Raw genomic sequence first — 23,643 nt, 5'->3', positions numbered from 1 at the left:
GGAAGAATGTCACGTCCCATTGTCGCCACCATTAATCAACAGGCGCTGCGGCATAATCTGGCGATTGTTCGCCGTGCTGCTCCACACTCACGCGTCTGGTCGGTGGTTAAAGCCAACGCCTATGGTCACGGTATTGCGCGTATTTGGCAGAGCCTGGCCGAAACGGATGGCTTTGCGCTACTCAATCTGGAAGAGGCCATTTTGCTGCGTGACCAAGGCTGGAATAAACCCATTTTGTTGCTGGAGGGGTTTTTTCATGAACAGGACCTGCCGTTAATTGACCGTTACCGATTAACCACCAGCGTACACAGCAACTGGCAGATTAAGGCATTAGCGAATGCGCAATTGTCGGCACCGATTGATCTCTATGTAAAAGTGAACAGCGGGATGAACCGACTCGGGTTTCGCCCTGAGCAAATCAATGGCGTTTGGCAGAAACTGCGTGCGTTGAAAAATGTGGGTGACATGACGCTGATGGCTCACTTCGCCGACGCTGAAAACCCTGAAGGAATTATCGAACCGATGCAGCGTATTGAACGCGCTGCAGAAGGCCTCAGCGCACCACGCTCATTATCTAACTCAGCGTGTACCTTGTGGCATCCCGAAGCCCATTATGATTGGGTGCGTCCCGGTATCGTCTTATACGGCGCTTCACCAAGCGGGGACTGGCAGGATATTGCCAGCAGCGGCTTGCAACCGGTGATGAGCTTAACCAGCGAAATCATTGGGGTGCAGCAGTTAAATCCTGGCGACGGTGTGGGATATGGTTATCGTTACCATGCACAGCAGGCGCAGCGCATTGGCGTGGTGGCATGCGGTTATGCCGATGGCTATCCGCGTCATGCGCCAACCGGCACGCCTGTATGGGTTGACGGGGTGGTAACCCAAGTCGTGGGGGCGGTATCGATGGATATGATTACTGTCGATTTAACGCCTTGTCCGCAGGCAGGAATAGGATCGAAAGTGGAGTTGTGGGGCGACCAGGTGAAAATCGATCAGGTTGCAAAAGCAGCCGGAACGGTGGGTTATGAGCTAATGTGTGCTCTTGCGCCACGCGTTCCGGTCGAGGTTATTTAAGCGCGGTCAGCGTACCCTGAATTGTTTTACTGCAGCGCCAGGCAATTAACGCCAGCGCTGCACCTAACAACATCATCCACGCCAGCGACATTTTCTCAGCCAGCGGCAGAGTAACAATCACTAAACTGCCCGCTGCGCCACCCGCCATCTGAATAAAACCCTGCAATGCTGAAGCCACACCTGCCTGCTGCTGATAAGGCTCTAGCGCGTAACTGGTGGCGGGACCCACAGTAAAGGCTAATCCCGCTACGGAAACAGCGACCGGCAGCATATAGAGTGTCCAATGCGTTTGAATCGATGCGGGCAGCAAATACATGCCTGCCATCAGCAGCAACGCGCCGAGCAGCATGGTAATAAATCCCATCGCCAGACAAAATGGGCGGCCTGCTTTGCGAATCGCTTTATTAACAAACACGCTAACCAGCATGATCCAAAACCCATTAGCGCCAAAAGCGAAAGAGAACTGCAGAGAAGATAAACCGCCTTCAGTCATCAAAACATGCGGTGCCAGCGAAACATAGGTCAATACCATGCCAAGTGCGCCAGCGTTGGCAAAGGCAAAAGCCAGGAAACGCGGCTGACGCAAAATTGCAGCGTATTGCGCCAGCGGCAGGCCTTTTACCCGCAGCGTATTGGCGGGACGGGTTTCCGGTAACCAGAAGATCACTAATACCGTGATCAGCGCAGCGTAACCGCACAGGAACCAGAAGGGCGCGCGCCAGTCAAATGCGCTGGCCAGTAATCCACCCAGCAACGGTGCCAATGCCGGAACGATATTCAGCGCGCCATTCAGAAATCCATAAGCACGCGCGGCGTCATCGCCGCTTAAGCGATCACGTACGCCGCTGAAGGCCACCACCGCGGTACAGCAAACTGCGCAACCTTGTACCAGACGCGCAATCAGGAACAGCGGCCAGGAAGTGGCTGTGGCAGCAATGATGCTGCCGATGATGTAGAGCGCCAGGCCAATCAGGGCAATAGGTTTGCGGCCATAATTATCAACCAGCGGGCCGGTAACGAGCTGACCTAACCCCATTACCAGCAAAAACAGCGGAATGGTAATCTGAATCAGGCTGACGGGCGTAGCTAAACCTTCAGCAATTTGAGGCAGAGTGGGCAAATAAAGATCGATGCCTAAAGGCGCTAACAGCACCAAGCTTAATAACAATAACGTAAATTTTTGCATAGCAACCAGAGGGTAAAACGTTCGTTAAAACGAGGCGAAGAGGGTAATGACTCAGCAGGCAAAAGGAAAGAAAATAAACGCGCATAAAATGCGATGCCTGTTGTTAACAGGCATCGCATTTTAAAGAGATATCATTAACTCAGTAAGCGCCATCACGGCGGAATACCACACCTGCGGTTTTAAACAAGATAGCGATATCAGTCCACAGCGCCCAGTTTTTGACATACCAGGAATCGAAATAGACGCGGGTATCATAATCGATGTCGTTTCGCCCACTGACCTGCCATAAACCGGTCATACCGGGCTTCGCCATCAGATAGTAATCGACATCGCCAGCGTAACGCGCCAGTTCAGCTTCAACAACCGGACGTGGCCCCACTAAACTCATTTCACCCCGTATCACGTTCCATAATTGCGGCAGTTCATCAAGACTGGTTTTACGCAGAAAACCGCCAATTTTGGTAATGCGGGGATCGTTCTTAAGTTTGAAGTCTTTATCCCATTCAACACGCGCCTCTTCGCTGGTGGCGAGCAAATGTTCCAACACTTCTTTCGAGTTAGTTACCATCGAACGGAACTTCAGGCATTTAAACTTTTTACCATCCTGACCAATGCGTTCATGACCATAAATTGCGTTGCCGCCGTCCCGTTTTACCATTGAGCAGAGCAGAGCGAAAACGGGCGCCAGAAACACCAGCAATATTGAGGCGACCACGATATCAAAAGCGCGTTTAAGGAAGCGTGACGAATGCTTAGCAAGGTTATTGCTGACACGCAAAATCATCACTTCATGGCTAAAAATGAACGACATATCGGTGCCATACAAAGGCACGCCACGCAGGGTAGGAATAACTGAAACACTACGGCAATTCATTTTGGAGAGGAATTTCAGCCAACGGTCACGCATCGGCTGCTGCTCATATTCCATCGCTACGATGAACTGGATATTGTCACGGTCAATGGTCTGCCAGTTAATGTCCTTCCAGGCCACCACCGGTACGCCATTTACGCTCTGCTGCTTTGGCACGTCATCAATTGAGATAAACGCCTGCACGTTGTAGCCAAGAATCTCTTCGCTCTGCAATGCCGCATACGCTTCGGTGGCGTTCTTACCCGAACCAATGATGATGGTGTCTTTTTGCCATTGGCCGGCTTTGTTGATCGCTCGTTTCACGAATGCACGCATCAGCGGCAGAAGAATCAGCGCGTAGGTCCAGCTGAAGACCCACACCATGCGTGAAAAATCCCACTTAGAAAAAGCAATCAGGGCGAGATCGAGCAGGGAGAAGACGAACAACGTTTTAACGACTTCTTTCAGCTCGAACCAAAACGGTTTGCGGTAAGTGTAGTGACGTAATCGAACCCAGAACCAGCCAGTACACATCACTGACATAATAAACTGTGCGGTAAAACGGTATTCGATTTGATGCGGAGGAATAAACGAATCCAGCTCTCCCCAAATACCCTGGATTGTGGCGGCGGATAAAAATAGCGCCAAATTTAAAGCAATAAGATCGGAAAAACTTAAGGCAAACTTCACGATGATGTTTTTACGTGTTCCGCTCCATGAGCGGCTCGCGTCATTCATTACTAATGTACTTGCCATAAAACCTGCTCTCTTCTTCAAGTAAAAGATGGCCTGACCAGAATCAAGTACGCGTTCAGGAGTGGGCTACTGAAAATAATTAAATATATTTTCAGTCTGTTACAGTCATTAGAGCCAAAGTTGCTGCGTCGAGGGCGATGGGAAAAATCGTGACATCCATCACGAAAAACTGCAGCGTTGTTTAAGAGTATGCAGGAGATATTTGATAGAGTTAATACGGAACTATTCTGAAAACTAAAAATTGCACTAAAGTTTAGTTGGGTTATCTTATTGAAAATAGAGGATAAAACCTTTTTATTCGAAGTTGGAACTAATGATTTTAAGACTCATTTTCAGAATTACCGCCAAATATGTTATCTGGCGGTAAGTATTCCGGGTCAGGCTGGTTTTCTTAATACCCAACGATCGCCTTCTTTATCGTAATGCGCTATTTCCAGATCCACGGGATTATCATCTATCCACGCAGGAACGCTGGTCTCTTGATCCCAGCCATCAAGCTGATAACTTAAGCCGGGATTGGTCTGGCAGGGAATGCTGACGGTTTCAAAATTCTCGCTGTCGAACTCGGCATCAATGATTTCGTAACGGCCAATTTTAACGACGTGTCCCATTCAATTCTCCCGTTTATACTGGGTTGAATATTTAGCTTAGTGGGTTTATGCCGAATTACGAGCCTGATTTTGTAGGATTAATCCTTGTCTTCTGCTGGACGTACGCCGATTTTCACAATGCGATTGTCCTCTTTTTCCGCGACGGTCCAGGTTAATTGCTTCCATTCCATATGATCGCCAACTACCGGGGTTCCGCCGAGCATATTTAGCATTAGCTGCCCGAGCGATTGTTGATCATTGGTCTCTTCATCAAGTTCCAGACCGTAGATTTGCGCGATATCACGTAAACGTGCTTCCGCGTCGAGAATGAAGTCACCAAAGAAACGTTGATCTAATGAAACCGGCGGCGATTGGCTAAACATCTTGCCCAATGCGGGCAGGTCGCGCTCACGTCCAATGACGCAGATCACATCATTTTCTTTTAAACGCGTTCCGCCATTGGGGTGCATCAATACGTTGTCTCTGAACAGGGCGGCTATCCTGGTTTCACGCGGCATTTGGAGATCGCGAAGTGCTGCTCCCACACACCATTTGTCTGCACTCAATTGATAGACAAATTGTTCCCACGGGTTTTCCGGGTGAATGTCCAGGCCAATGCGGCTAATAGGAGAGGCCGTTGGCGGCACGACTACTTTGGCTTTCTTCGCAGCAAAGCCAAGCGAAGTACCTTGTAGCATTAAAGAGACCAGCACCACAAAGAAGGCGATATTAAAATAGAGCGAGGCATTTTCTAAGCCTGCCATCATCGGGAACACTGCCAGGATAATCGGTACGGCGCCGCGTAAACCTACCCAGCTGATAAATATGCGCTCACGCCCGGTAAAGTTACGAAACGGTAACAGACCAATAAACACCGAAAGCGGGCGCGCCACCAGAATCAGCCACAACGACAAAATCATGGCCGGTACGGCGATATGCCAAAGATCGGACGGGGTGACTAACAGACCCAACACGATAAACATGCCGATTTGGCTTAACCATGCCATACCATCGAAGGTTTGTAAGATGCCGTGGCGGTTGCGGATTGGGCTATTCCCTAATAAGAACCCGCACAGGTAAACCGCCAAAATGCCGCTGCCTTCCAGCATGGTAGTCAGGGCGAAGACTAAGATGCCGCCGCTTAACGCCAGTAAAGGATATAAGCCGCTGGCCAGGTTGATACGGTTGATCAACTGTTGCAACGCCCAACCGCCGCCGAGTCCCAGCGCAATGCCTAAACCAAACTGCTGAATCAGATGAACCAGAAACATCCAGTCGAGGCCGGTTTGCCCCTGCTGGATCATTTCAATCAACGTGATGGTAAGAAACACCGCCATTGGATCATTACTGCCCGACTCGATTTCCAGCGTTGAGCTGACGCGCTCATTAAGACCTTTATCGCCAAGTAGTGAAAATACCGCCGCAGCGTCAGTGGAGCCGATGATTGCGCCAATCAGGAAGCCCTGCATCATGTCCAGATTGAATAGCCATGCGGCGACCAGGCCGGTTAATCCCGCGGTAATCATTACGCCGACGGTGGCAAGCGAAAGCGCCGGGCCCAACGCAACTTTAAAAGAGCTGGCTTTGGTGCGCATTCCCCCATCTAACAAAATGATCGCGAGTGCCAGGTTTGAGATGAGGTAAGCCGCAGGATAGTTATCAAAGGCGATGCCGCCAATGCCATCGACACCGGTCAACATGCCCAGCGCAAGAAAGATAACCAGAATAGGGATGCCTAAACGTGAGGAGAATGAACTGAGTAAAATGCTTGAAGCAACCAGCACAGAACCAATGATAAACAGACTATAAACAATATTGTGGTTCAAACCCGGTCTCCTGCGGTAATAAGGGCGGTATCAGCGAGTGTGGCAATATTCCATGCTATGTATGAAAGATAATGTTTTATCAATGAGTTGTCATCGTCAATATTCTAATTATATGAAATGTTAATAACCCTGCAGAATAGGATTAATGTGAAGAATGAAGGGGTTGGCGAGCCAGACGAAGAAAAGAGGGTGTTTTTGCAGGTTATTCAAAGGATAAAATAGAGAGGCCAGCCTCTATCCAGGAACGTTAAGCAGAAGATCGGTTGACTAGACCCGCTTACCCCCGGTCTCTTACCTCAGTAAGTTTTCGGGAGATTCACAGACTAACCCGCAGACAACAACTTAACTTCTCGAAAAAGGCTGGCTAAGTTACTCAGGCTTCAGCAGCCTGTTTATGAAACAGTTCGCGGAACACAGGATAGATATCTTCTGGCTCACGAATATGCTGAATAGCAAAGTTATCAAAGGTTGATTGCAGGTGCTCATACTCACGCCAGAGCGTTTGATGCGCACGTCGCGTAATTTCGATGTAACTGTAGTAACGCACCACCGGCAGAATATTTTTCGCTAATATCTCATGACATAACGGTGAGTCATCTGCCCAGTTATCGCCATCGGAAGCTTGTGCAGCATAAATATTCCACTGAGCCGGGTCGTAACGCTCTTTTACCACTTCATCCATTAATTTCAGGGCGCTGGAAACAATAGTGCCGCCCGTTTCCTGTGAGTAGAAGAACTCCTGCTCATCGACTTCTTTCGCTTGGGTATGGTGGCGAATATAGACCACATCTACGTTCTTATAGGTTCGGCTAAGGAACAGATAGAGCAGAATATAAAAACGCTTCGCCATATCTTTAGTGGCCTGATCCATTGAACCTGAAACATCCATCAAGCAAAACATCACGGCCTGGCTAGAAGGTTCTGCACGTTTCTCGAAGTTCTTGTAACGCAGGTCAAACGTGTCGATAAACGGGACGCGTTCGATACGTGCCCGCAGTTCAGCTATCTCCTTACGCAGCCGCTCTTCTTCAAGTAACTGGGCAGGCTCCGCTTTCTCTACAGAAGTCAGCGCATCTTCCAGTTCATGCAACATGCGGCGTTTACCTGCCGTCATGGCTGTGCGACGCGCCAGCGAGTTTTGCAGTGAGCGCACCACACTGATGTTGGCGGGCACGCCGTTTGAAGTGAAACCGGCGCGATGCGTCTTATATTCGTTCAATTGCCGATGCTGATTTTTGCGCAAGTTCGGTAACGCTAAATCTTCAAACAGCAGATCAAGGTATTCATCTTTTGAGATTTGAAAAACGAACTCGTCCTGGCCTTCACCATCCTGGCTGGCGTTTCCCTGACCACTGCCGCCACCGCCGCCGCCTTGTGGCCGCTCAATGCGATCGTTTTGGACAAAGTGATCGTTGCCGGGATGAACGCGATGGCGGTTACCGCCGCGTCCCTGATGAAAACTTGGCTCGTTGATATCATCAATGGGAATTGAAACGGATTCTCCACTCTCAACGTCAGTAACCGAGCGCTTGTTGATGGCCTCGGAAATCGACTGCTTGATTTGTGACTTATAACGGCGCAAGAAGCGCTGACGGTTGACCGCGCTCTTGTTTTTGCCGTTCAGTCGGCGATCGATAAAATAGGCCATAGTCTTCCCCCAAACTACATTGTAAGCAGGTCGGGCATGCCCGACCTTGAACCTTTACCAATGTCACAGCATCGGCTTGCTTACAGGCTTTGATTAGGACGATTTGCGCACACGCAGATACCATTCGCACAGCAGGCGAACCTGTTTGCGGGTATAGCCTTTTTCCATCATGCGATCGACAAAATCATCATGTTTTTTCTGTTCATCCGTTGAGGTTTTGGTGTTGAATGAAATCACCGGCAATAACTCTTCCGTGTTAGAGAACATTTTCTTCTCAATGACGGTACGCAGCTTCTCATAGCTGGTCCAGTTTGGATTGCGGCCATTGTTGTGTGCACGGGCACGCAGGACAAAATTCACAATCTCATTACGGAAGTCTTTCGGGTTACTGATCCCGGCTGGTTTCTCGATTTTTTCCAGCTCAGCGTTGAGCGATTCACGATCAAACAGCTGTCCGGTATCAGGGTCACGATATTCCTGATCCTGGATCCAGAAGTCTGCGTAGGTCACGTAGCGATCAAAGATGTTCTGACCATATTCGGAGTAAGATTCCAGATAGGCCGTTTGAATCTCTTTGCCAATGAACTCAGCATATTTCGGAATTAAATAGCCTTTCAGATGTTCCAGATACTTCTCGGCCTGATCTTGCGGGAACTGTTCACGCTCAATCTGCTGTTCAAGTACATAGAACAGATGCACCGGGTTAGCGGCAACTTCTACATGGTCGAAGTTAAATACGCGTGAAAGGATTTTAAAGGCGAAACGTGTTGATAGACCGTTCATGCCTTCGTCTACGCCCGCATAATCGTGGTATTCCTGCCAGGATTTCGCTTTAGGATCGGTATCCTTCAGGGTTTCGCCATCATAAACGCGCATTTTTGAGTAGATACTGGAGTTCTCAGGATCTTTCATGCGCGACAAGATGGAGAAGCGAGCCAGCGTTTCCAGCGTGCCCGGTGCGCAAGGCGATGTCGCTAATTCACTGTGATTCAGCAACTTCTCATAGATCTTGATCTCTTCGGAAACGCGCAGGCAATAAGGCACTTTAACGATGTAAACACGGTCAAGAAACGCCTCATTATTTTTGTTGTTACGGAACGTCACCCATTCAGATTCGTTTGAGTGCGCCAAAATAATGCCGTTGAACGGCAGGGCGGAAATACCTTCGGTACCGTTGTAGTTACCTTCCTGCGTCGCGGTTAACAAAGGATGCAGCACCTTAATTGGCGCTTTAAACATTTCGACGAACTCCATGATGCCTTGGTTCGCACGGCACAGCGCACCAGAATAACCGTAAGCATCAGGATCGTTTTGAGCGTGGTTTTCCAGTTTACGGATGTCCACTTTACCCACAAGCGCAGAAATATCTTGGTTGTTTTCATCGCCTGGTTCAGTTTTAGCGATGGCCAACTGTTCCAAAATCGACGGCCAAACTTTTACGACTTTGAAGCGGGTGATATCGCCTCCAAAGTCATGCAAACGCTTAGCGGCCCAAGGGGACATGATGGTGCCAAGGTAACGACGCGGTACGCCATACTCTTTCTCAAGGATATTGGCATCTTCTTGCGGGTTAAACAGGCAGAGTGGATGGTCGTTTACCGGGCTGCGCTCGCCATCTGCGCTTAAAACGTAAATGGGCACGCGCTGCATTAATGCTTTAAGGCGTTCAGCCAGCGAGGACTTACCCCCACCAACCGGTCCCAGTAAATAGAGAATTTGTTTCTTCTCTTCAAGCCCTTGAGCGGCGTGTTTCAGATAGGAAACGATTTGTTCGATCGCTTCTTCCATGCCGTAAAACTCTTCGAACGCTGGATAGCGTCCCATCACACGATTGGAGAATATTCTGGAAAGGCGTGGCTCTTGAGCAGTGTCGACCATTACTGGCTCACCTATAGCCATTAATAGTCGCTCTGCAGCATTAGCGTATGCACTGCGATCTTGTTTACAGGTAGCAAGAAATTCCTGCAGTGTGAACTCTTCGTCCTTGGCAGCTTCATAACGCTGACGATAGTGATCGAATATATTCATAGCGATGCCCGTCCTTTCGTTTTTAGCACAGGTAAAGGAGCGTAATTAGTTGCTCATGCAGCTCCCGGAAAATATTCTCTATTGAGTACAGCAACCCTTATGCCAACCTGACGTCTTTTAATCCGGATACACAATTCTTATGGTTACTCTGCTCGTACAAAAAAGTCTCGTCTTACTTCTAACTGTAGAAGGCATTTAAGAAATTTCCTCCGCGTATTGAGATGATGTAGTGATATATCAATAGCAAAGTCATTTAATTGCAAAACAACTTTGTCAGGAAAAACGGCGTTGAGGAGGAGAAATTTAACCATTCATGCCTTCTTTCAGCGATGAATGCTAAGCCTGCTCCAGATAACGGTTAAACCCGTGAAAAAAAGCCGTTAGACTCCATGGGTGATTGTTATATTTATGGAATGAATAAATTGTGAACCAATTCAAACTTAAAGCCCTTGCTGCTCTTTTACCTTGTTCTTTACTCTTTAATGTCGCCCAGGCTGCACCCTTATCACTTGGTGCATCAGTGATTTATGCTGAATCACCTTATCGTGGCGGACAGGATCGTTACATTCCCGTACCGGTAATTAATTATGAAGGCGAGAACTTCTGGTTCCGTAGCCTGCAAGGCGGCTATTACCTCTGGAAAGACCCACAAAATCAATTGTCATTAACGCTGGCTGGCTCGCCGCAACAGTACGATCCTGGTGACAACGATTTGGGGGATATGAAACATCTGGATAAGCGTCGCATGACATTAATGGGCGGCGCAACGTATCGCCATACCGCCGATTGGGGCATTGTGCGCACCGCAGTGCTGGGTGATGTGCTCAATAACAGCAACGGGATTATTTGGGATCTGACTTACCTGTACCGCTTCGAGATGGGTGATTTTTCCGTCACGCCAGGCATCGGGGCGATGTGGAACAGCGCTAACCAGAACCGCTATTATTATGGTGTTTCAGGTCATGAGAGCGCGCGTACCGGCATTGATCGTTATGACCCAGACGACAGCTGGTCACCCTATCTTGAACTCAGCGCCAGCTATCAAATCTCACCGCAATGGAATGCCAGTGTCATCGGACGCTATACCCGTTTTGACAGTGAGATCAAAGATAGCCCAATGGTTGATAAAAGCGGCCAGGCTACACTCTGGACTGGCATCAGCTATACCTTCTGATTATGCACCAAATGAGGGCATTTTATGCCCTCTGCTCTTTTCTGGTGCCTTAAATTGATGCAGGAGAGCAGAATGAACAAAACAGTCACCTTTGCTAGTCAACATATCCTTCCCGCAATAGGTCAAGGCACCTGGTTTATGGGCGAAGATAACGCCCATCGACAGCAGGAAGTCAAGGCGCTGCAAGCCGGACTCGATTGTGGACTCAAGCTTATCGACACGGCTGAAATGTATGCAGATGGCGGCGCAGAAAGCGTAGTGGGAGAAGCCTTACAAGGACGACGCGATGAGGCCTTTCTGGTTTCCAAAGTTTATCCGTGGAATGCGGGCGAGTATGACGCTATCGAAGCCTGTGAGCGCAGTCTTGCCCGGCTCAAGACAGATCGTATCGATCTCTATTTATTGCATTGGCGTGGCAATGTACCGCTAGAGGAGACCATCAGAGCGATGGTCTCGTTGCAACGGCAGGGTAAAATTCTGCATTGGGGCGTTTCGAATTTCGACATCGACGACATGATGGAATTGTGGAGCGAATCGGGCGGTGAACACTGCGCGACTAATCAGGTGCTTTACCATCTTGCTTCACGGGGCATTGAATATGATCTGCTGCCTGAATGTCAGCAGCGGAATCTGCCCATTATGGCTTACTGTCCGTTGGCTCAGGCTGGACGTCTACGCAACGCGCTGTTCTCGGAGGCTGCATTAGGAAAAATTGCACAGCAAAAGGGCATAAGCGTGGCGCAATTACTGTTGGCTTGGGTCATACGCAAAACAGGCGTTCTTGCTATTCCAAAAGCCAGTTCGATCGCGCATGTTCAGGAAAATGCTGCGGCGCTGGATATTGAATTGACGGATGAAGATCTGTTTCTCATCAATCAAGCCTTTCCGCCGCCGCCGCATAAATTACCGCTGGATATTGTTTAAATGTGAAAAAATTAAACGACGTCGCCGCTACGCTTTTTTGCGTAAACGAAAAGTTGTTCCTAATCGCGCAGGTTTCTCGCCTGCGCTACGCAGGGGTGTATTGATGCGCGCTGTTTCTACACATACCAGCGTTCTATACCCATCGTTCGCCATATCCGCCATGCTACAAGAAAGCTCAACGCCGGGATTCCAGGTAACAACATCGCTGTGATGGTGATGATAAACCTCAATCAGACGTTGTCCTGCTTTATCGTGAATCACAGAGCAATCTTCAGCTTGCGTGAAAATACGATCAACACGTCCCGGATAACGCTGCTTACCCTCGCTGGTGCCCTGAACGTTGTTTTCGACTTTATCAATATAGGTTTTGCCCAGACCGCTGACTTCAACCTCAGCGATATCCGCCACGGTAAAATAGCTGTGCAGCGCCGCTGTCGCTTCAAAATCGCCGTGCGCTTCTAATTCGATTTCGCAATGTTGACCTAAACGAAAACGGGCAAACAGGGTGAAATCATGTGGCCAAAGCTTTTTGGTTTGTGCATTACTTTCCAGCACAAAGGTCAATATCACACCCTCATCGTTTTCATCGTGTGCGGAAAGTGTCCAGGTTTGATTACGGGCAAAGCCGTGGGCGGGTTCACCTGCCGGGCCAAACCACGGCCAGCAAATAGGCACACCGCCACGGATCGCTTTACCGGGTGAGAAGGGGGTTTTATCGCTCAACCAAATCACCGGTTTTTCGCCGCTGGGTTGCCAGGCAATTAAATGCGCGCCCTGCAGCGTAATGGCAGCGCGTACTTTAGGATGGCTGATGACAATCGCAGGCAGATCGCCCACCTGACGTTGCGACAGATAAGGTGTAATTTGAGTCACAACGGGCAATGAAAAAAGTTTGTCTTGCATGTGCGAATCCTTCCTGTGCGGACCATAAAAAAAGGGCGACCGAAGTCGCCCTTATTCTCAACACTGTCTGGCTATCTTATTTAGAAGAAACCAGTGCAATCAGGTCGAGTACCTTGTGCGAGTAGCCAGTTTCGTTATCGTACCAGGAAACCAGTTTCACAAAGTTGTCATTCAGCGCGATACCGGCTTTAGCATCGAATACTGAAGTCAGCGTTTCGCCGTTGAAATCGGTAGAAACCACTTCATCTTCAACATAGCCCAGAACGCCTTTCATATCGCCTTCTGATGCTGCTTTGATAGCAGAGCAGATTTCTTTGTAAGAAGCAGGCTTCGCCAGACGTACAGTCAGGTCAACGACTGAAACGTTAGGGGTTGGAACGCGGAACGCCATACCGGTCAGTTTGCCATTCAATTCTGGCAGAACTTTACCAACGGCTTTAGCTGCGCCAGTTGATGAAGGGATGATGTTCTGAGATGCGCCACGACCGCCGCGCCAGTCTTTGTGAGACGGGCCATCAACAGTTTTCTGCGTTGCCGTAGTCGCGTGGACGGTGGTCATCAGGCCTTCAACGATGCCGAACTGGTCGTTGATAACTTTAGCCAACGGCGCCAGGCAGTTGGTGGTGCAAGATGCGTTAGAAACGATATCCTGACCTTCGTATTTGTCGAAGTTGGCACCACGTACAAACATTGGGGTGTCATCTTTAGACGGGCCAGTCAGAACGACTTTCTTAGCACCAGCAGTGATGTGTTTACGGGCAGTTTCGTCGGTCAGGAAGATACCGGTTGCTTCAGCAACAACGTCAACGCCAACTTCGTCCCATTTCAGGTTAGCCGGATCTCTCTCAGCGGTAACACGAATTTTCTTACCGTTAACAACCAGCGCGCCATCTTTCACTTCAACGGTACCGTCGAAACGACCATGAGTTGAGTCAAACTTCAGCATGTACGCCATGTATTCAGCGTCGAGCAGGTCGTTGATAGCAACGATTTCGATGTCTGAACGCTGTTGAGCAGCACGAAAAACGATGCGACCGATACGGCCAAAACCGTTGATACCTACTTTGATAGTCATATATTCCACCAGCTATTTGTTAGTGAATAAAAGGTTGGCTGTAAAATTACAAAAACCTTACCAGGCGTCAAGCGGAATCGTGTCAATTGTTGCGACAGGTCAATCCACTCAACAGGAATAATTCGTTGCGCAAACGCTTGCGCAACGAATATGCCATTGCGCTTCGTTAACACCATCGCCGAATATAAAGGGATACCTAAGATAAAAGGTGATCAGAGTCACAAATCTACGTTGTGGAGGTCTCGACGAAAGGATGAGCACGAAATAAGACCCGACTAATGTTGTTCATTTGTTAGAATAGTAGTCGATTTTTTCAGAATGACACCCTCCGGAATCTCTTAAATGGCTAAAGAAACCGCACCCGAAGCAAAAATTGCGCAATTGTCTGAAATGCAGCGTTACGTTACTCAGCATCGTGGCACAGAACCGCCTTTCAGCGGCGCGCTATTGCAAAACAAACAGGACGGCATTTACCACTGTCTGGTGTGTAATTCACCGTTGTTCCTCTCTGAAACAAAATATGACTCAGGTTGTGGCTGGCCGAGCTTTTACGAGCCCGTCAGTGACGAAGCGATTCGCTATATTGAGGATGACTCATACGGCATGCAGCGTATTGAAATTCGTTGTAATAACTGTGATGCGCACCTTGGGCATGTTTTCCCAGATGGCCCACAGCCTACCGGCGAGCGCTATTGTGTGAATTCAGCCTCGTTGAACTTTACCGATGAGCAAGGCGAACAAACAGAAGGGTAATGGCAATGAAGCAAGAACTTGAAGCCATGCTCAATGCGATGACGCCAGAAGTCTATGAGCGGCTCTCTACTGCGGTTGAAACCGGCAAATGGCCTGATGGTGTGGCGCTAACATCAGAACAGCGTGATAACTGCATGCAGTTAGTGATGTTGTGGCAGGCGCGTTATAACGAGAGCCCGCAGCATATGAGCATTGGCAAGGGTGGCGAAATGGTGATGAAATCCAAGAAGCAGCTTAAGGAAGAGTTTGGCATAGAGCCAGATATCACTCGCATCAACTTGCATTAAAAAAAGGCTGGCGATTAAGCCAGCCTTTTTTAGTTTTTGCCTGCTGTTCTAAATCAGAACAGCACCTTGCGCAGCCATCTGCGAAAAGGCGATTTCGCTGTCATCAGGGTTGAGGTTTACACCACGGCAACCTTCTTTAACCACGTCGACCTGATAGCCCAGCTCAAGGGCATCCAGCACGCTGTATTTCACGCAATAATCTGTCGCCAGCCCTAACATGACCAGATGCGTGATACCGCGTTCACGCAGCCAGCTGTCGAGTTCTGTTTTACGGCGATGCCCATTATCAAAAAAGGCGCTATAGCTGTCGACATCCTGGTCCTGACCTTTATGGAACCTGGCGTCAAATAAGCTGGTATCGAGTCCGGGATGAAAATCAGCGCCTTTCGAACCCTGAATACCATGATCTGGCCACCAAATTTGTGCTAAACCATTCAGCTCGCCAAGGGTATAAACCGGTTCACCTGACACGGAAGCAAAACTGCCGTGATCTGCCGGATGCCAGTCTTGTAACGCCAAAACACATTCACCGTTTTGATGGAATTCACGCGCATAGCGATTAGCCACCTCAACGGTTTTATCGCCCTCGTGAACCGCCATCGGGCCGCCCGGACAAAAGTCGTTTTGAATATCAATGATGATAAGTGCCCGTTTCATTACCAGTCGCTCCATATCAATCTTCGGTCAGTTCGCCACGCAAATTTTGCTGCATTTTGGCACGAATTTGCTCGCTTGACAGATTTTGGCTAAGTAAAAAATGCAGCTTGGTTAATGCTGCTTCTACGGTTAAGTCGAACCCACTGATCACCCCTGCATGCTCAAGCGCGTTGCCTGTAGCGTAACCGCCCATGTTGACCTTGCCTGAGATGCACTGGGTTAAATTCACCACAACAATGCCGCGATCGCTAGCCTGCTGCAGCTCGGCTAAAAATTCAGCATTTTGCGGTGCATTACCCACGCCATACGATCGCAGGATAAGGGCTTTAACTGGCTGGCGCAGGAAGTTTTTCACCACGTCAGCGGAAATGCCAGGGTAAATAGTCACCACGCCAATGGGCTGCGGCGTAATAGTATGAACAATCAGTTCGCCGACGCTCTGAGGTGCGGGAGGCGTATTCAATTTACGAATATGAATGCCCGCCTCCAGAAGGGCTGAAAGGTTAGGGGAAGCGAAAGCATTGAATCCGTCAGCATGCGCTTTCGTTGTACGGTTGCCACGGTAGAGCGTGTTGTTGAAAAACAACGCGACTTCGTTGATAGGATAATTTGCCGCGACATACAGTGAGTTCAACAAATTTTGTTGGCCATCTGAGCGCAGTTCTGCCAAAGGAATTTGCGAACCCGTAACGATAACTGGCTTGGCTAAATTTTCCAGCATAAAAGAGAGTGCTGAGGCAGTGAAAGCCATGGTATCGGTACCATGTAGAATCACAAAACCATCATAATGATCATAGTTTTGACGAATATCTTCAGCAATCGATTGCCAGTCTTGCGGCGTCATATCTGAAGAGTCAATTAATGGCTGATATTCATGAATGGTGAAATCAGGCATTTCAGGGCGGTGAAACTCAGGCATATTGGCGAGCTGCTGCTGCAGATGTCCTGAAACCGGAATGTAACCTTGGGCAGAACGTTGCATACCAATGGTACCGCCCGTATAGGCTACATAGATGTTTTTCTTTTGCATTATCAAACTCAGACTTGCCTTAAAACGCGCAGTATAAGGGCTATAGCGGGGAAAAGCAGCCCAGCCAGTGGCCGGGCTGCGAGGTTTATCGCACTACGCCACAGTTTAAACAGAAGGCGTAACGATTTTGTGGATCGTTAAGGTGATCAAACATACCCGGCTGATTTTTTACTGCGCTCATCACATCTAACATTGGCGCGGGTAACCAAGCTTTCAGCGTATCAGGCAGCACGGCTTGTACCGATGCATTTACCTGACTCAACATCATATCAATGAAAGTCGGATCGTCCTGGTACCAGCTGAGCTGCGGATTAGCAACTTTCGCCAGTTCGCCCGCTTTTTTCACAGCATCATCAAAATCACCCAACGCATCCACCAGACCATTGGCTTTTGCATCGCTACCCGTCCAAACGTGGCCTTGCGCAATGGCATCAATCTGCTCTGGCGTTTTATGGCGCGATTTCGCCACTAAGCCGACAAAGTTGTGATACCCATTCTCAATGGTTAGCTGCATCATTTGCTGTACTTCTTGCGGCAGCGCTTTGGTCAGCGCGATATCGGCAAGCGGCGAAGTCGCCACACCATCAGTATGTACACCAAGCGTATCCAAACTGTTTTCCAGCGTATTGATCACCCCAAAAATACCAATGGAACCCGTAAGCGTGCTCGGGTTAGCTACGATGTAATCTGCTGGCGTTGAAATCCAGTAACCACCAGAAGCTGCCATACCGCCCATGGAAACCACCACCGGTTTACCGGCTGCATGCGCCGCCGCCAACTCTTCGCGAATCGCTTCTGACGCTGTGACGCTTCCACCGGGACTGTTTACCCGCAGAATGATGGCTTTAATTTTCGGGTCGAGGCGAGCATCACGAATCTGTGCTGCCGTCGTATCACCACCCACATTGCCCGGCGACTCTTCACCATCCATGATTGCGCCGCTGGCCATGACCACCGCAATGTTGCCATCTTGCTGTGCGTTTGTAGGTTTCACGCTGTAATCGTAAATACTGACATTGTGATAGTCATTGTTCTGCTTATTCAGACCAAAGGCTTTCACCAACTCCTGATCGGCAGCAGCACGCGAGTCCAGGATGTCGACCAGTTTGTTATCCAGTGCATACTTGGCGGTATCACCGTTTACAGCTTGCAACCCGGCAATTATCGCCGTCGCACCCGGGAACAGTTGCTCAGGCGTAATCTGACGATTTGCGGCAACCGTGTTCAGGTAGTTTTGCCACAATTGTCCCACCCAGCGACTGTCCGCATCACGTGCTGCTGGCGACATGTCATCGCGCAGGAAAGGTTCTACAGCAGATTTATAGGTGCCCACTCGGAACACGTGTGAAGTGACTTTGAGTTTCTCCAGCAGCGATTTGTAATACAAACCGTTGGTGGCGAAACCGTGAAGATCAACGGTACCTTGTGGCGACAGGTAAATCTTATTGGCGTAGCTGGCGAGGTAATATTGCGCCTGACTGTAACTGTCGCCTAATGCGTAGATAGGCTTGCCGCTGTCACGGAACTCGCGCAGTGCTTTGCCAACATACTGCAGCGAAGGTTGATCGCCACCCGCAAAATCACGCAGATCAAGTACCATGCCTTTAATGTTTTTATCATCTTTGGCCTGGCGAATTGCGTCCACGACATCAAACAGTGAGTTCTCTTGTAGACGATCGCTGCTGGCACCCAGCAACTGACGACCAATCTTGCTCAAACGATTGCTCACCGAAGGTTTATCGACCAGCACACCATTTAGGTCAACTTTCAGAGCACCTTGCTGCACGGGAGCTGAACTATTGCCAGAACCACTGACCTGTAACCAAATCCCCACACCTACCACAATCAAAAAAATCAGGAATAAATTAAGAATAAATTCCCTGATAAAATTCAATACCCGCCATGTCCAGCGGAACAGACCAGCAATTATTCGCCACAATGTGCGCATCAGACTCTCCATATTCGTGTAGCCGGAAGTGGCCGCCGCGCGGACCAGGCCTCCTTTGACGACCTCATCCTAATGAGCGGCGTGCTAAAAGTCAGCAGGAAATCACTGCGGACTGTTACAAAAAATCTGGCTGTGCCAGGATTAAAACAGCATGACATACAACAGGAGAAAAACATGGATGCGCTTGAATTACTGGTAAATCGACGTTCGGCTTCGCGTTTATCTGAACCGGCCCCTGCCGGAGAGGCGTTAGAGAATATTCTCCGGGCAGGTATGCGCGCGCCGGATCACGGTACTCTGCAACCGTGGCGCTTCATTATTGTCGAACACGAAGGGCGTGATCGCCTGAGCAAACTGCTGGAAAAAGCGGCTCGTGAAAAGCAGTTGGATGATAAAGCTATCGATAAAGCCACGCAGTCTCCTTTCCGTGCCCCGATGATTATTACGGTGGTGGCACATTGCCAAGAGCATCACAAGGTGCCGCGCTGGGAGCAGATCGCTTCAGCCAGCTGTGCCGTGATGGCGATGCAGATGGCGGCCGCAGCACAGGGATTTAATGGCATCTGGCGCAGTGGTCCCTGGACCGACGACGAGACTGTACGTGACGCTTTTGGTTGCCGTGAACAGGACGCCATTGTGGGTTTCCTTTATTTAGGTACGCCACAACTGAAATCCAGCACCACTGTTGTCCATCCTGACACGACGCCCTTTGTCAGTTATTTCTGATAGGCATCCAACACACTTTAAAGCAGGGTGCCGCTTGGCCCTGCATCTTTGAATGGATCCTGTGCGAATGATCGAGAACCTGTCAGACCACGCTTACGCTTAAGGTCTCGCCAGGCTAACATAGCGCCATCATTTTCAGCGTTGTTAACCGTACGAATCTCAGCACAAGGATCCCTACATGTCAGAATGTATTCGCCTGACACAATACAGCCATGGAGCGGGCTGCGGCTGTGATAAATCGCCGCACGTGTTAGACAAAAAGCGCATTAATGTTTTTCCGCAATCCTCAGCTTTCGCAGAAATTGCGGGCGAGGATGGGATGACCGATGTGACCGGTTTTGGTCTGTTTGGCCATCTTAGCGAAGTGTGCCAGGGCTCGTCATTGCGCGCGGAAGTTCAGTTTGAACAGATTCCGACGCTAGCGGGCGTCGATGTCTTTATTGCTGCAGGTGCCGTGCCGAACGTAACGTTACCAGCGGCAACGGACGCGTTGCGCTGCGATGCTCAAACATTTGGCGGATTGCGGGTGGCGTTTCATCCGCTGGCAATTGAAGCACACCGCCATTGTGCAAAATCACCCCCTGTTCATGTCAGCACGATGTGTAACTTGCTGCCTGCTGACGCGCAAGTGCCCGTTATAACCGTTGTTCCCTGAAGTTAAGGATTGCCTGAGTAAATGCGTTTGTTTATTGCGGAAAAACCCAGTCTTGGTCGGGCGATTGCCGACGTTCTGCCAAAACCCCATCGCCGTGGCGACGGCTATATTGCCTGTGGTAACGATCAAATTGTAACCTGGTGCGTTGGGCATCTATTAGAACAGGCGCAACCCGATCACTACGATAGCCGTTACGCTCGCTGGTCACTGGCGGACTTACCTATTATTCCTGAAAAATGGCGTTTGCAACCACGTCCTTCCGTTGCGAAACAGCTCAAAGTTGTCGAAGGGTTACTGAAGCAAGCCGATGAAGTTGTCCATGCTGGCGACCCGGATCGCGAAGGTCAGTTGTTAGTGGATGAAGTGCTTGACTACTTGCAGTTGCCTGCTGAAAAACGCAGCAAAGTGCAGCGTTGTTTGATCAACGATCTTAATCCATCAGCGGTGGATCGTGCGGTCAATCGGTTACGCGAAAATCGCGAATTTATTCCGCTGTGTGTTTCTGCATTAGCGCGCGCGCGCGCAGACTGGCTTTATGGCATCAACATGACCCGGGCCTGGACATTGTTAGGCAGAAACGCCGGATACGACGGCGTGCTTTCGGTAGGTCGTGTTCAAACGCCGGTTCTGGGTTTAGTCGTACGCCGTGATGAAGAGATAGAAAACTTTATCCCAAAAGATTACTTCGAAGTAAAAGCGCATATTGTCACGCCTGAAGAGATGCGTTTCACGGCCAATTGGGTGCCAAGCGACGCTTGTGAACCCTGGCAAGACGAAGAGGGCCGATTGCTCAACCGCACGTTGGCTGAACACGTCGTTGCGCGTATTGCGGGAAAACCGGCGCGGGTGACGGCTTACAGTGATAAACGTGAAAGTGAAACGGCACCTTTGCCATTTTCACTTTCCAGCCTGCAAATTGAAGCGGCAAGACGTTTTGGATTAAGCGCTCAAACGGTTCTTGATACGTGTCAACGCCTGTACGAAACGCACAAACTCATTACGTATCCACGTTCCGATAGCCGTTATTTGCCCGATGAGCATTTTGCCGGCCGTCATGCGGTATTAAAGGCTATTCAGGCTCATCAACCGAATCTTACGCCGCCCGGCGACTTTAGCGCAGATCGCAAGAATCGCTGTTGGGATGATAAAAAAGTGGATGCGCATCATGCAATTATTCCGACTGCACGTTCCAGCGCCGTCAAGCTAACCGAAAATGAACAAAACGTTTACGGATTAGTCGCGCGTCAATATTTAATGCAATTTTGTCCCGATGCGCTTTTTCGTAAATGCACTATTGAACTGGATATTGCTGGTGGCAAGTTCGTTGCCAAAGCGCGTTTTCTGGCGGAAGCGGGTTGGCGTGCTTTGCTGGGCGGTAAAGAGCGAGATGAAGAGAACGATGGCACGCCGCTGCCAGTGGTAGCTAAAGATGATGAACTGCTTTGCGAGCAGGGTGAAGTGTTAGCAAAACAGACTCAGCCGCCACGACCGTTTACTGATGCCACGCTTTTATCAGCCATGACTGGTATCGCGCGCTTCGTGCAGGATAAAGAATTAAAGAAAGTGCTGCGAGCAACCGATGGTTTAGGGACCGAGGCTACGCGTGCAGGCATTATCGAGCTGTTATTTCGCCGGGCGTTTTTAGTGAAGAAGGGGCGTTCAATCAATGCGACTGAGACGGGTCGCGCGCTGATTCATTCTCTTCCCGATTTGGCGGCAAGACCCGATATGACTGCGCAGTGGGAATCAACCCTGACACGTATCAGTGAAAAAGCCTGTCGCTATGATGAGTTCATGCATCCGCTGGTGCACACGCTAACGGGTTTGATTCAGCAGGCTAGACAGCAGCCTTCGGGACATGCCTTTCGTGGTTTACCTTCCACCGGCAAGAAAAGGCCTGCAGCCAAGGCTAAGGCTAAACGTAAAACCAAGGAGACAGGATGAGACGTAATTCTGCTTTAGCGTGTTTGATTATGATGTTGATATGCGCCACGGCGCAGGCAAATAATCGGCATGAACAGTACAACCAAGGTCAGGCCAGTCAAGGCGGCAATACAGATGTGGTGGTGGACTTGCCGCCAGAAGCCTGGACGCAAGGGCAAAACCGTCAGCCTAATTGTTTGAAGTGCTGTATTTTTGATAATCGTAATTACACCGAAGGTGCCGTGGTGAAATCTGAAGGCGTGCTGTTACAGTGCGCGCGGGATGAGCAATCCATTGGCACAAACACTCTGATATGGAAAATCATCAAATAAAAAAGCGTGGCCTTGGCCACGCTGTGATTAAAACTGAAAAGTAGACCAAATCGGCGCGTGATCGGAGGGTTTTTCCATACTGCGCAATTGATAATCGATACCCGTATCAGTACAACGTGATGATAATGGCTGACTTGCCAGAATTAAGTCGATGCGCAAACCGCGGTTGTCATCAAATCCTTTGGAACGATAATCAAACCATGAGAAACAATCTGCCGTTTCAGGATTTTTATCGCGCCAGGTATCCACTAAACCCCACTGCAGCAATCGGTCCATCCATTCACGCTCTTCAGGCAGGAATGAACATTTTCCGGTGCGCAGCCAGCGTTTACGGCTCTCTTCACCAATACCAATGTCTAAATCTGTGCTGCTGATGTTCATGTCACCCATGATTAATACCGGTTTATCTGCGGTGTGGTTTTCTGTCAGATAACTTTGCAGGTCACGGTAAAATTTCTCTTTAGCAGGAAATTTAGTCGGGTGGTCGCGGCTTTCGCCTTGCGGGAAGTAGCCATTGATAACGGTAATATCGCCCATTGGGCTAGGAATCTCAGCCATGATCAGACGGCGCTGTGCCTCTTCGTCATCGCCAGGAAAGCCACGGCGTACAGAGACAGGCTGAACCTTCGTTAACAATGCCACGCCATAATGACCTTTCTGGCCGTGATAAAAGACGTTATAGCCCAGTTTTGCCACATCCTCGAGCGGAAACATATCATCATGGACTTTCGTTTCCTGTAGACCGATGACATCGGGCTGATGTTTTTCCACCAACGCTTCCAGTTGATGTGGGCGCGCGCGCAATCCGTTGATGTTAAATGAAACAAATTTCATGGTGTCGACCATTGTTCAGCAAATGATGCGCTGGATGGTAGCGATTTTCAGGGAGAATGTCATGGTTGAGCGGGCGAGATTATCTGTTGCAGTTTTGTCTCTTGCTGATTAACACAGCGAACTTGACGCTCGGCGTAAACCTTCGGTCGACGCTTCTCATCCTTCTCATGTAGAGCAGGTTGAATTTTTCACTTGAGGTGAAATCGGAGTATCTGAGAGGGTGGTGGGAGAAGGATTATGCGGCGCGCTGCGCCTTCCCTGCGGGCCGCGCTGAAGCGCGTTGTCTCGCTACGCTCGGCTCGAACCTTCGGTCGAAGCTTCTCATCCTTCTCTTGTAGAGCAGGTTGAATTTTTCATTTGAGGTGGAATCGGAGTATCTGAGATGGTGGTGGGAGAAGGATTATGCGGCGCGCTGCGCCTTCCCTGCGGGCCGCGCTGAAGCGCGTTGTCTCGCTACGCTC

21 protein-coding genes and 2 other RNA genes are annotated in these 23,643 nt (G+C 49.5%); 9 read left to right on the top strand and 14 right to left on the bottom strand.

Translation table 11 applies throughout. The annotated features are described in order from the left end of the window. The first annotated feature begins 6 nt into the window (after positions 1 to 6). A complete protein-coding gene (gene dadX, locus SC127_RS15170) occupies positions 7 to 1,077 on the top strand; it encodes a catabolic alanine racemase DadX (protein ID WP_332627057.1) in 1,071 nt (356 codons plus the stop codon). Here dadX and SC127_RS15165 read toward each other — a convergent pair. From SC127_RS15165 to yeaG, 6 genes are all read right to left on the bottom strand, one after another. Beyond that, entirely contained in the window at positions 1,070 to 2,263 is a 1,194-nt protein-coding gene (locus SC127_RS15165) for a multidrug effflux MFS transporter (RefSeq protein WP_215846650.1), read from the bottom strand. The two genes, dadX and SC127_RS15165, sit on opposite strands and share 8 nt — an antisense overlap. Before the next feature lie 139 nt (positions 2,264 to 2,402). Continuing rightward, positions 2,403 to 3,869, bottom strand: a complete 1,467-nt coding sequence (gene wbaP / locus SC127_RS15160; protein WP_215846651.1) for an undecaprenyl-phosphate galactose phosphotransferase WbaP — start codon at positions 3,867 to 3,869, stop codon at positions 2,403 to 2,405. 377 nt (positions 3,870 to 4,246) lie between these two features. Next, a complete protein-coding gene (locus SC127_RS15155; protein WP_215846652.1) occupies positions 4,247 to 4,480 on the bottom strand; it encodes a DUF1480 family protein in 234 nt (77 codons plus the stop codon). 77 nt (positions 4,481 to 4,557) lie between these two features. After that, complete coding sequence (locus SC127_RS15150; RefSeq protein WP_215846653.1) at positions 4,558 to 6,285, bottom strand: potassium/proton antiporter; 1,728 nt, start codon at positions 6,283 to 6,285, stop codon at positions 4,558 to 4,560. Between the two features lie 373 nt (positions 6,286 to 6,658). Further along, entirely contained in the window at positions 6,659 to 7,933 is a 1,275-nt protein-coding gene (locus SC127_RS15145) for a YeaH/YhbH family protein (RefSeq protein WP_215846654.1), read from the bottom strand. A gap of 93 nt (positions 7,934 to 8,026) precedes the next feature. Next, on the bottom strand, positions 8,027 to 9,961 hold the full coding sequence (gene yeaG, locus SC127_RS15140; protein ID WP_215846655.1) for a protein kinase YeaG: 1,935 nt from the start codon (positions 9,959 to 9,961) through the stop codon (positions 8,027 to 8,029). Positions 9,962 to 10,385: 424 nt separating this feature from the next. Between yeaG and SC127_RS15135 the strand changes: the two genes are divergently transcribed. After that, positions 10,386 to 11,135 (top strand): MipA/OmpV family protein, encoded by a 750-nt coding sequence (locus tag SC127_RS15135; RefSeq protein ID WP_332627056.1) that lies wholly within the window; start codon positions 10,386 to 10,388, stop codon positions 11,133 to 11,135. 72 nt (positions 11,136 to 11,207) lie between these two features. Next, on the top strand, positions 11,208 to 12,059 hold the full coding sequence (locus SC127_RS15130; RefSeq protein ID WP_243077807.1) for an aldo/keto reductase: 852 nt from the start codon (positions 11,208 to 11,210) through the stop codon (positions 12,057 to 12,059). 27 nt (positions 12,060 to 12,086) lie between these two features. Here SC127_RS15130 and SC127_RS15125 read toward each other — a convergent pair whose 3' ends face one another. Both SC127_RS15125 and gapA read right to left on the bottom strand, forming a co-directional pair. After that, positions 12,087 to 12,962, bottom strand: a complete 876-nt coding sequence (locus SC127_RS15125) for a D-hexose-6-phosphate mutarotase (protein ID WP_215846658.1) — start codon at positions 12,960 to 12,962, stop codon at positions 12,087 to 12,089. A gap of 76 nt (positions 12,963 to 13,038) precedes the next feature. After that, positions 13,039 to 14,037 (bottom strand): glyceraldehyde-3-phosphate dehydrogenase, encoded by a 999-nt coding sequence (gene gapA / locus SC127_RS15120; protein ID WP_215846659.1) that lies wholly within the window; start codon positions 14,035 to 14,037, stop codon positions 13,039 to 13,041. A 342-nt stretch (positions 14,038 to 14,379) separates the two neighbouring features. Here gapA and msrB point away from each other — a divergent pair, with 342 nt between their 5' ends. Then, entirely contained in the window at positions 14,380 to 14,790 is a 411-nt protein-coding gene (msrB, locus tag SC127_RS15115) for a peptide-methionine (R)-S-oxide reductase MsrB (protein ID WP_332627055.1), read from the top strand. Positions 14,791 to 14,795: 5 nt separating this feature from the next. After that, positions 14,796 to 15,077 carry a YeaC family protein gene (locus SC127_RS15110; RefSeq protein ID WP_243077808.1) on the top strand — a complete coding sequence of 94 codons (282 nt, stop codon included), beginning with the start codon at positions 14,796 to 14,798 and terminating at the stop codon, positions 15,075 to 15,077. Between the two features lie 48 nt (positions 15,078 to 15,125). Here the strand turns inward: SC127_RS15110 and pncA are convergent, their stop codons facing one another. The 3 genes from pncA to sppA form a co-directional block, all read right to left on the bottom strand. Beyond that, positions 15,126 to 15,734: a bifunctional nicotinamidase/pyrazinamidase gene (gene pncA / locus SC127_RS15105; protein WP_215846662.1), complete on the bottom strand. Its 609-nt coding sequence runs from the start codon at positions 15,732 to 15,734 to the stop codon at positions 15,126 to 15,128. 16 nt (positions 15,735 to 15,750) lie between these two features. Further along, the gene (gene ansA, locus SC127_RS15100) at positions 15,751 to 16,764 is read right to left on the bottom strand and encodes an asparaginase (RefSeq protein WP_215846663.1); all 1,014 of its coding nucleotides are present in this window, start codon (positions 16,762 to 16,764) and stop codon (positions 15,751 to 15,753) included. 85 nt (positions 16,765 to 16,849) lie between these two features. Continuing rightward, positions 16,850 to 18,712 carry a signal peptide peptidase SppA gene (gene sppA, locus SC127_RS15095; protein WP_215846664.1) on the bottom strand — a complete coding sequence of 621 codons (1,863 nt, stop codon included), beginning with the start codon at positions 18,710 to 18,712 and terminating at the stop codon, positions 16,850 to 16,852. Between the two features lie 174 nt (positions 18,713 to 18,886). On the opposite strand from sppA, the gene SC127_RS15090 reads away from it, so the two are divergent. The 4 genes from SC127_RS15090 (at position 18,887) to SC127_RS15075 (ending at position 22,348) form a co-directional block, all read left to right on the top strand. Then, the gene (locus tag SC127_RS15090; RefSeq protein WP_243077809.1) at positions 18,887 to 19,438 is read left to right on the top strand and encodes an NAD(P)H nitroreductase; all 552 of its coding nucleotides are present in this window, start codon (positions 18,887 to 18,889) and stop codon (positions 19,436 to 19,438) included. A 178-nt stretch (positions 19,439 to 19,616) separates the two neighbouring features. Then, positions 19,617 to 20,093, top strand: a complete 477-nt coding sequence (locus tag SC127_RS15085; protein ID WP_332627054.1) for an AIR synthase-related protein — start codon at positions 19,617 to 19,619, stop codon at positions 20,091 to 20,093. A 21-nt stretch (positions 20,094 to 20,114) separates the two neighbouring features. Beyond that, the gene (locus SC127_RS15080) at positions 20,115 to 22,037 is read left to right on the top strand and encodes a DNA topoisomerase III (protein WP_243077811.1); all 1,923 of its coding nucleotides are present in this window, start codon (positions 20,115 to 20,117) and stop codon (positions 22,035 to 22,037) included. Continuing rightward, positions 22,034 to 22,348 carry a YnjH family protein gene (locus tag SC127_RS15075; RefSeq protein ID WP_215846667.1) on the top strand — a complete coding sequence of 105 codons (315 nt, stop codon included), beginning with the start codon at positions 22,034 to 22,036 and terminating at the stop codon, positions 22,346 to 22,348. Before SC127_RS15080 ends, SC127_RS15075 begins: the two co-directional genes overlap by 4 nt. 27 nt (positions 22,349 to 22,375) lie before the next feature. On the opposite strand, the gene xthA is transcribed toward SC127_RS15075, so the two are convergent. The 3 genes from xthA to SC127_RS15060 form a co-directional block, all read right to left on the bottom strand. Continuing rightward, a complete protein-coding gene (gene xthA / locus SC127_RS15070) occupies positions 22,376 to 23,182 on the bottom strand; it encodes an exodeoxyribonuclease III (protein ID WP_215846668.1) in 807 nt (268 codons plus the stop codon). 218 nt (positions 23,183 to 23,400) lie between these two features. Next, positions 23,401 to 23,528, bottom strand: a non-coding RNA gene (locus SC127_RS15065) — RtT sRNA. A gap of 37 nt (positions 23,529 to 23,565) precedes the next feature. After that, positions 23,566 to 23,643: non-coding RNA, RtT sRNA (locus SC127_RS15060), on the bottom strand; the annotation flags it as partial.

Source organism: Pantoea sp. T14 (assembly GCF_036663535.1).
In the GTDB taxonomy this organism is placed as follows: domain Bacteria; phylum Pseudomonadota; class Gammaproteobacteria; order Enterobacterales; family Enterobacteriaceae; genus Pantoea; species Pantoea phytostimulans.
Note: the sequence above shows the minus strand (reverse complement) of the source record. Positions and strands in the feature narration are given on the sequence as shown.

Coding starts and splice junctions, on each gene's coding strand:
- dadX (WP_332627057.1), top strand. CDS start 7: ATGTCACGTCCCATTGTCGCCACCATTAATCAACAGGCGCTGCGGCAT.
- SC127_RS15165 (WP_215846650.1), bottom strand. CDS start 2,263: ATGCAAAAATTTACGTTATTGTTATTAAGCTTGGTGCTGTTAGCGCCT.
- wbaP (WP_215846651.1), bottom strand. CDS start 3,869: ATGGCAAGTACATTAGTAATGAATGACGCGAGCCGCTCATGGAGCGGA.
- SC127_RS15155 (WP_215846652.1), bottom strand. CDS start 4,480: ATGGGACACGTCGTTAAAATTGGCCGTTACGAAATCATTGATGCCGAG.
- SC127_RS15145 (WP_215846654.1), bottom strand. CDS start 7,933: ATGGCCTATTTTATCGATCGCCGACTGAACGGCAAAAACAAGAGCGCG.
- yeaG (WP_215846655.1), bottom strand. CDS start 9,961: ATGAATATATTCGATCACTATCGTCAGCGTTATGAAGCTGCCAAGGAC.
- SC127_RS15130 (WP_243077807.1), top strand. CDS start 11,208: ATGAACAAAACAGTCACCTTTGCTAGTCAACATATCCTTCCCGCAATA.
- SC127_RS15125 (WP_215846658.1), bottom strand. CDS start 12,962: ATGCAAGACAAACTTTTTTCATTGCCCGTTGTGACTCAAATTACACCT.
- gapA (WP_215846659.1), bottom strand. CDS start 14,037: ATGACTATCAAAGTAGGTATCAACGGTTTTGGCCGTATCGGTCGCATC.
- msrB (WP_332627055.1), top strand. CDS start 14,380: ATGGCTAAAGAAACCGCACCCGAAGCAAAAATTGCGCAATTGTCTGAA.
- SC127_RS15110 (WP_243077808.1), top strand. CDS start 14,796: ATGAAGCAAGAACTTGAAGCCATGCTCAATGCGATGACGCCAGAAGTC.
- pncA (WP_215846662.1), bottom strand. CDS start 15,734: ATGAAACGGGCACTTATCATCATTGATATTCAAAACGACTTTTGTCCG.
- ansA (WP_215846663.1), bottom strand. CDS start 16,764: ATGCAAAAGAAAAACATCTATGTAGCCTATACGGGCGGTACCATTGGT.
- sppA (WP_215846664.1), bottom strand. CDS start 18,712: ATGCGCACATTGTGGCGAATAATTGCTGGTCTGTTCCGCTGGACATGG.
- SC127_RS15090 (WP_243077809.1), top strand. CDS start 18,887: ATGGATGCGCTTGAATTACTGGTAAATCGACGTTCGGCTTCGCGTTTA.
- SC127_RS15085 (WP_332627054.1), top strand. CDS start 19,617: ATGTCAGAATGTATTCGCCTGACACAATACAGCCATGGAGCGGGCTGC.
- SC127_RS15080 (WP_243077811.1), top strand. CDS start 20,115: ATGCGTTTGTTTATTGCGGAAAAACCCAGTCTTGGTCGGGCGATTGCC.
- SC127_RS15075 (WP_215846667.1), top strand. CDS start 22,034: ATGAGACGTAATTCTGCTTTAGCGTGTTTGATTATGATGTTGATATGC.
- xthA (WP_215846668.1), bottom strand. CDS start 23,182: ATGAAATTTGTTTCATTTAACATCAACGGATTGCGCGCGCGCCCACAT.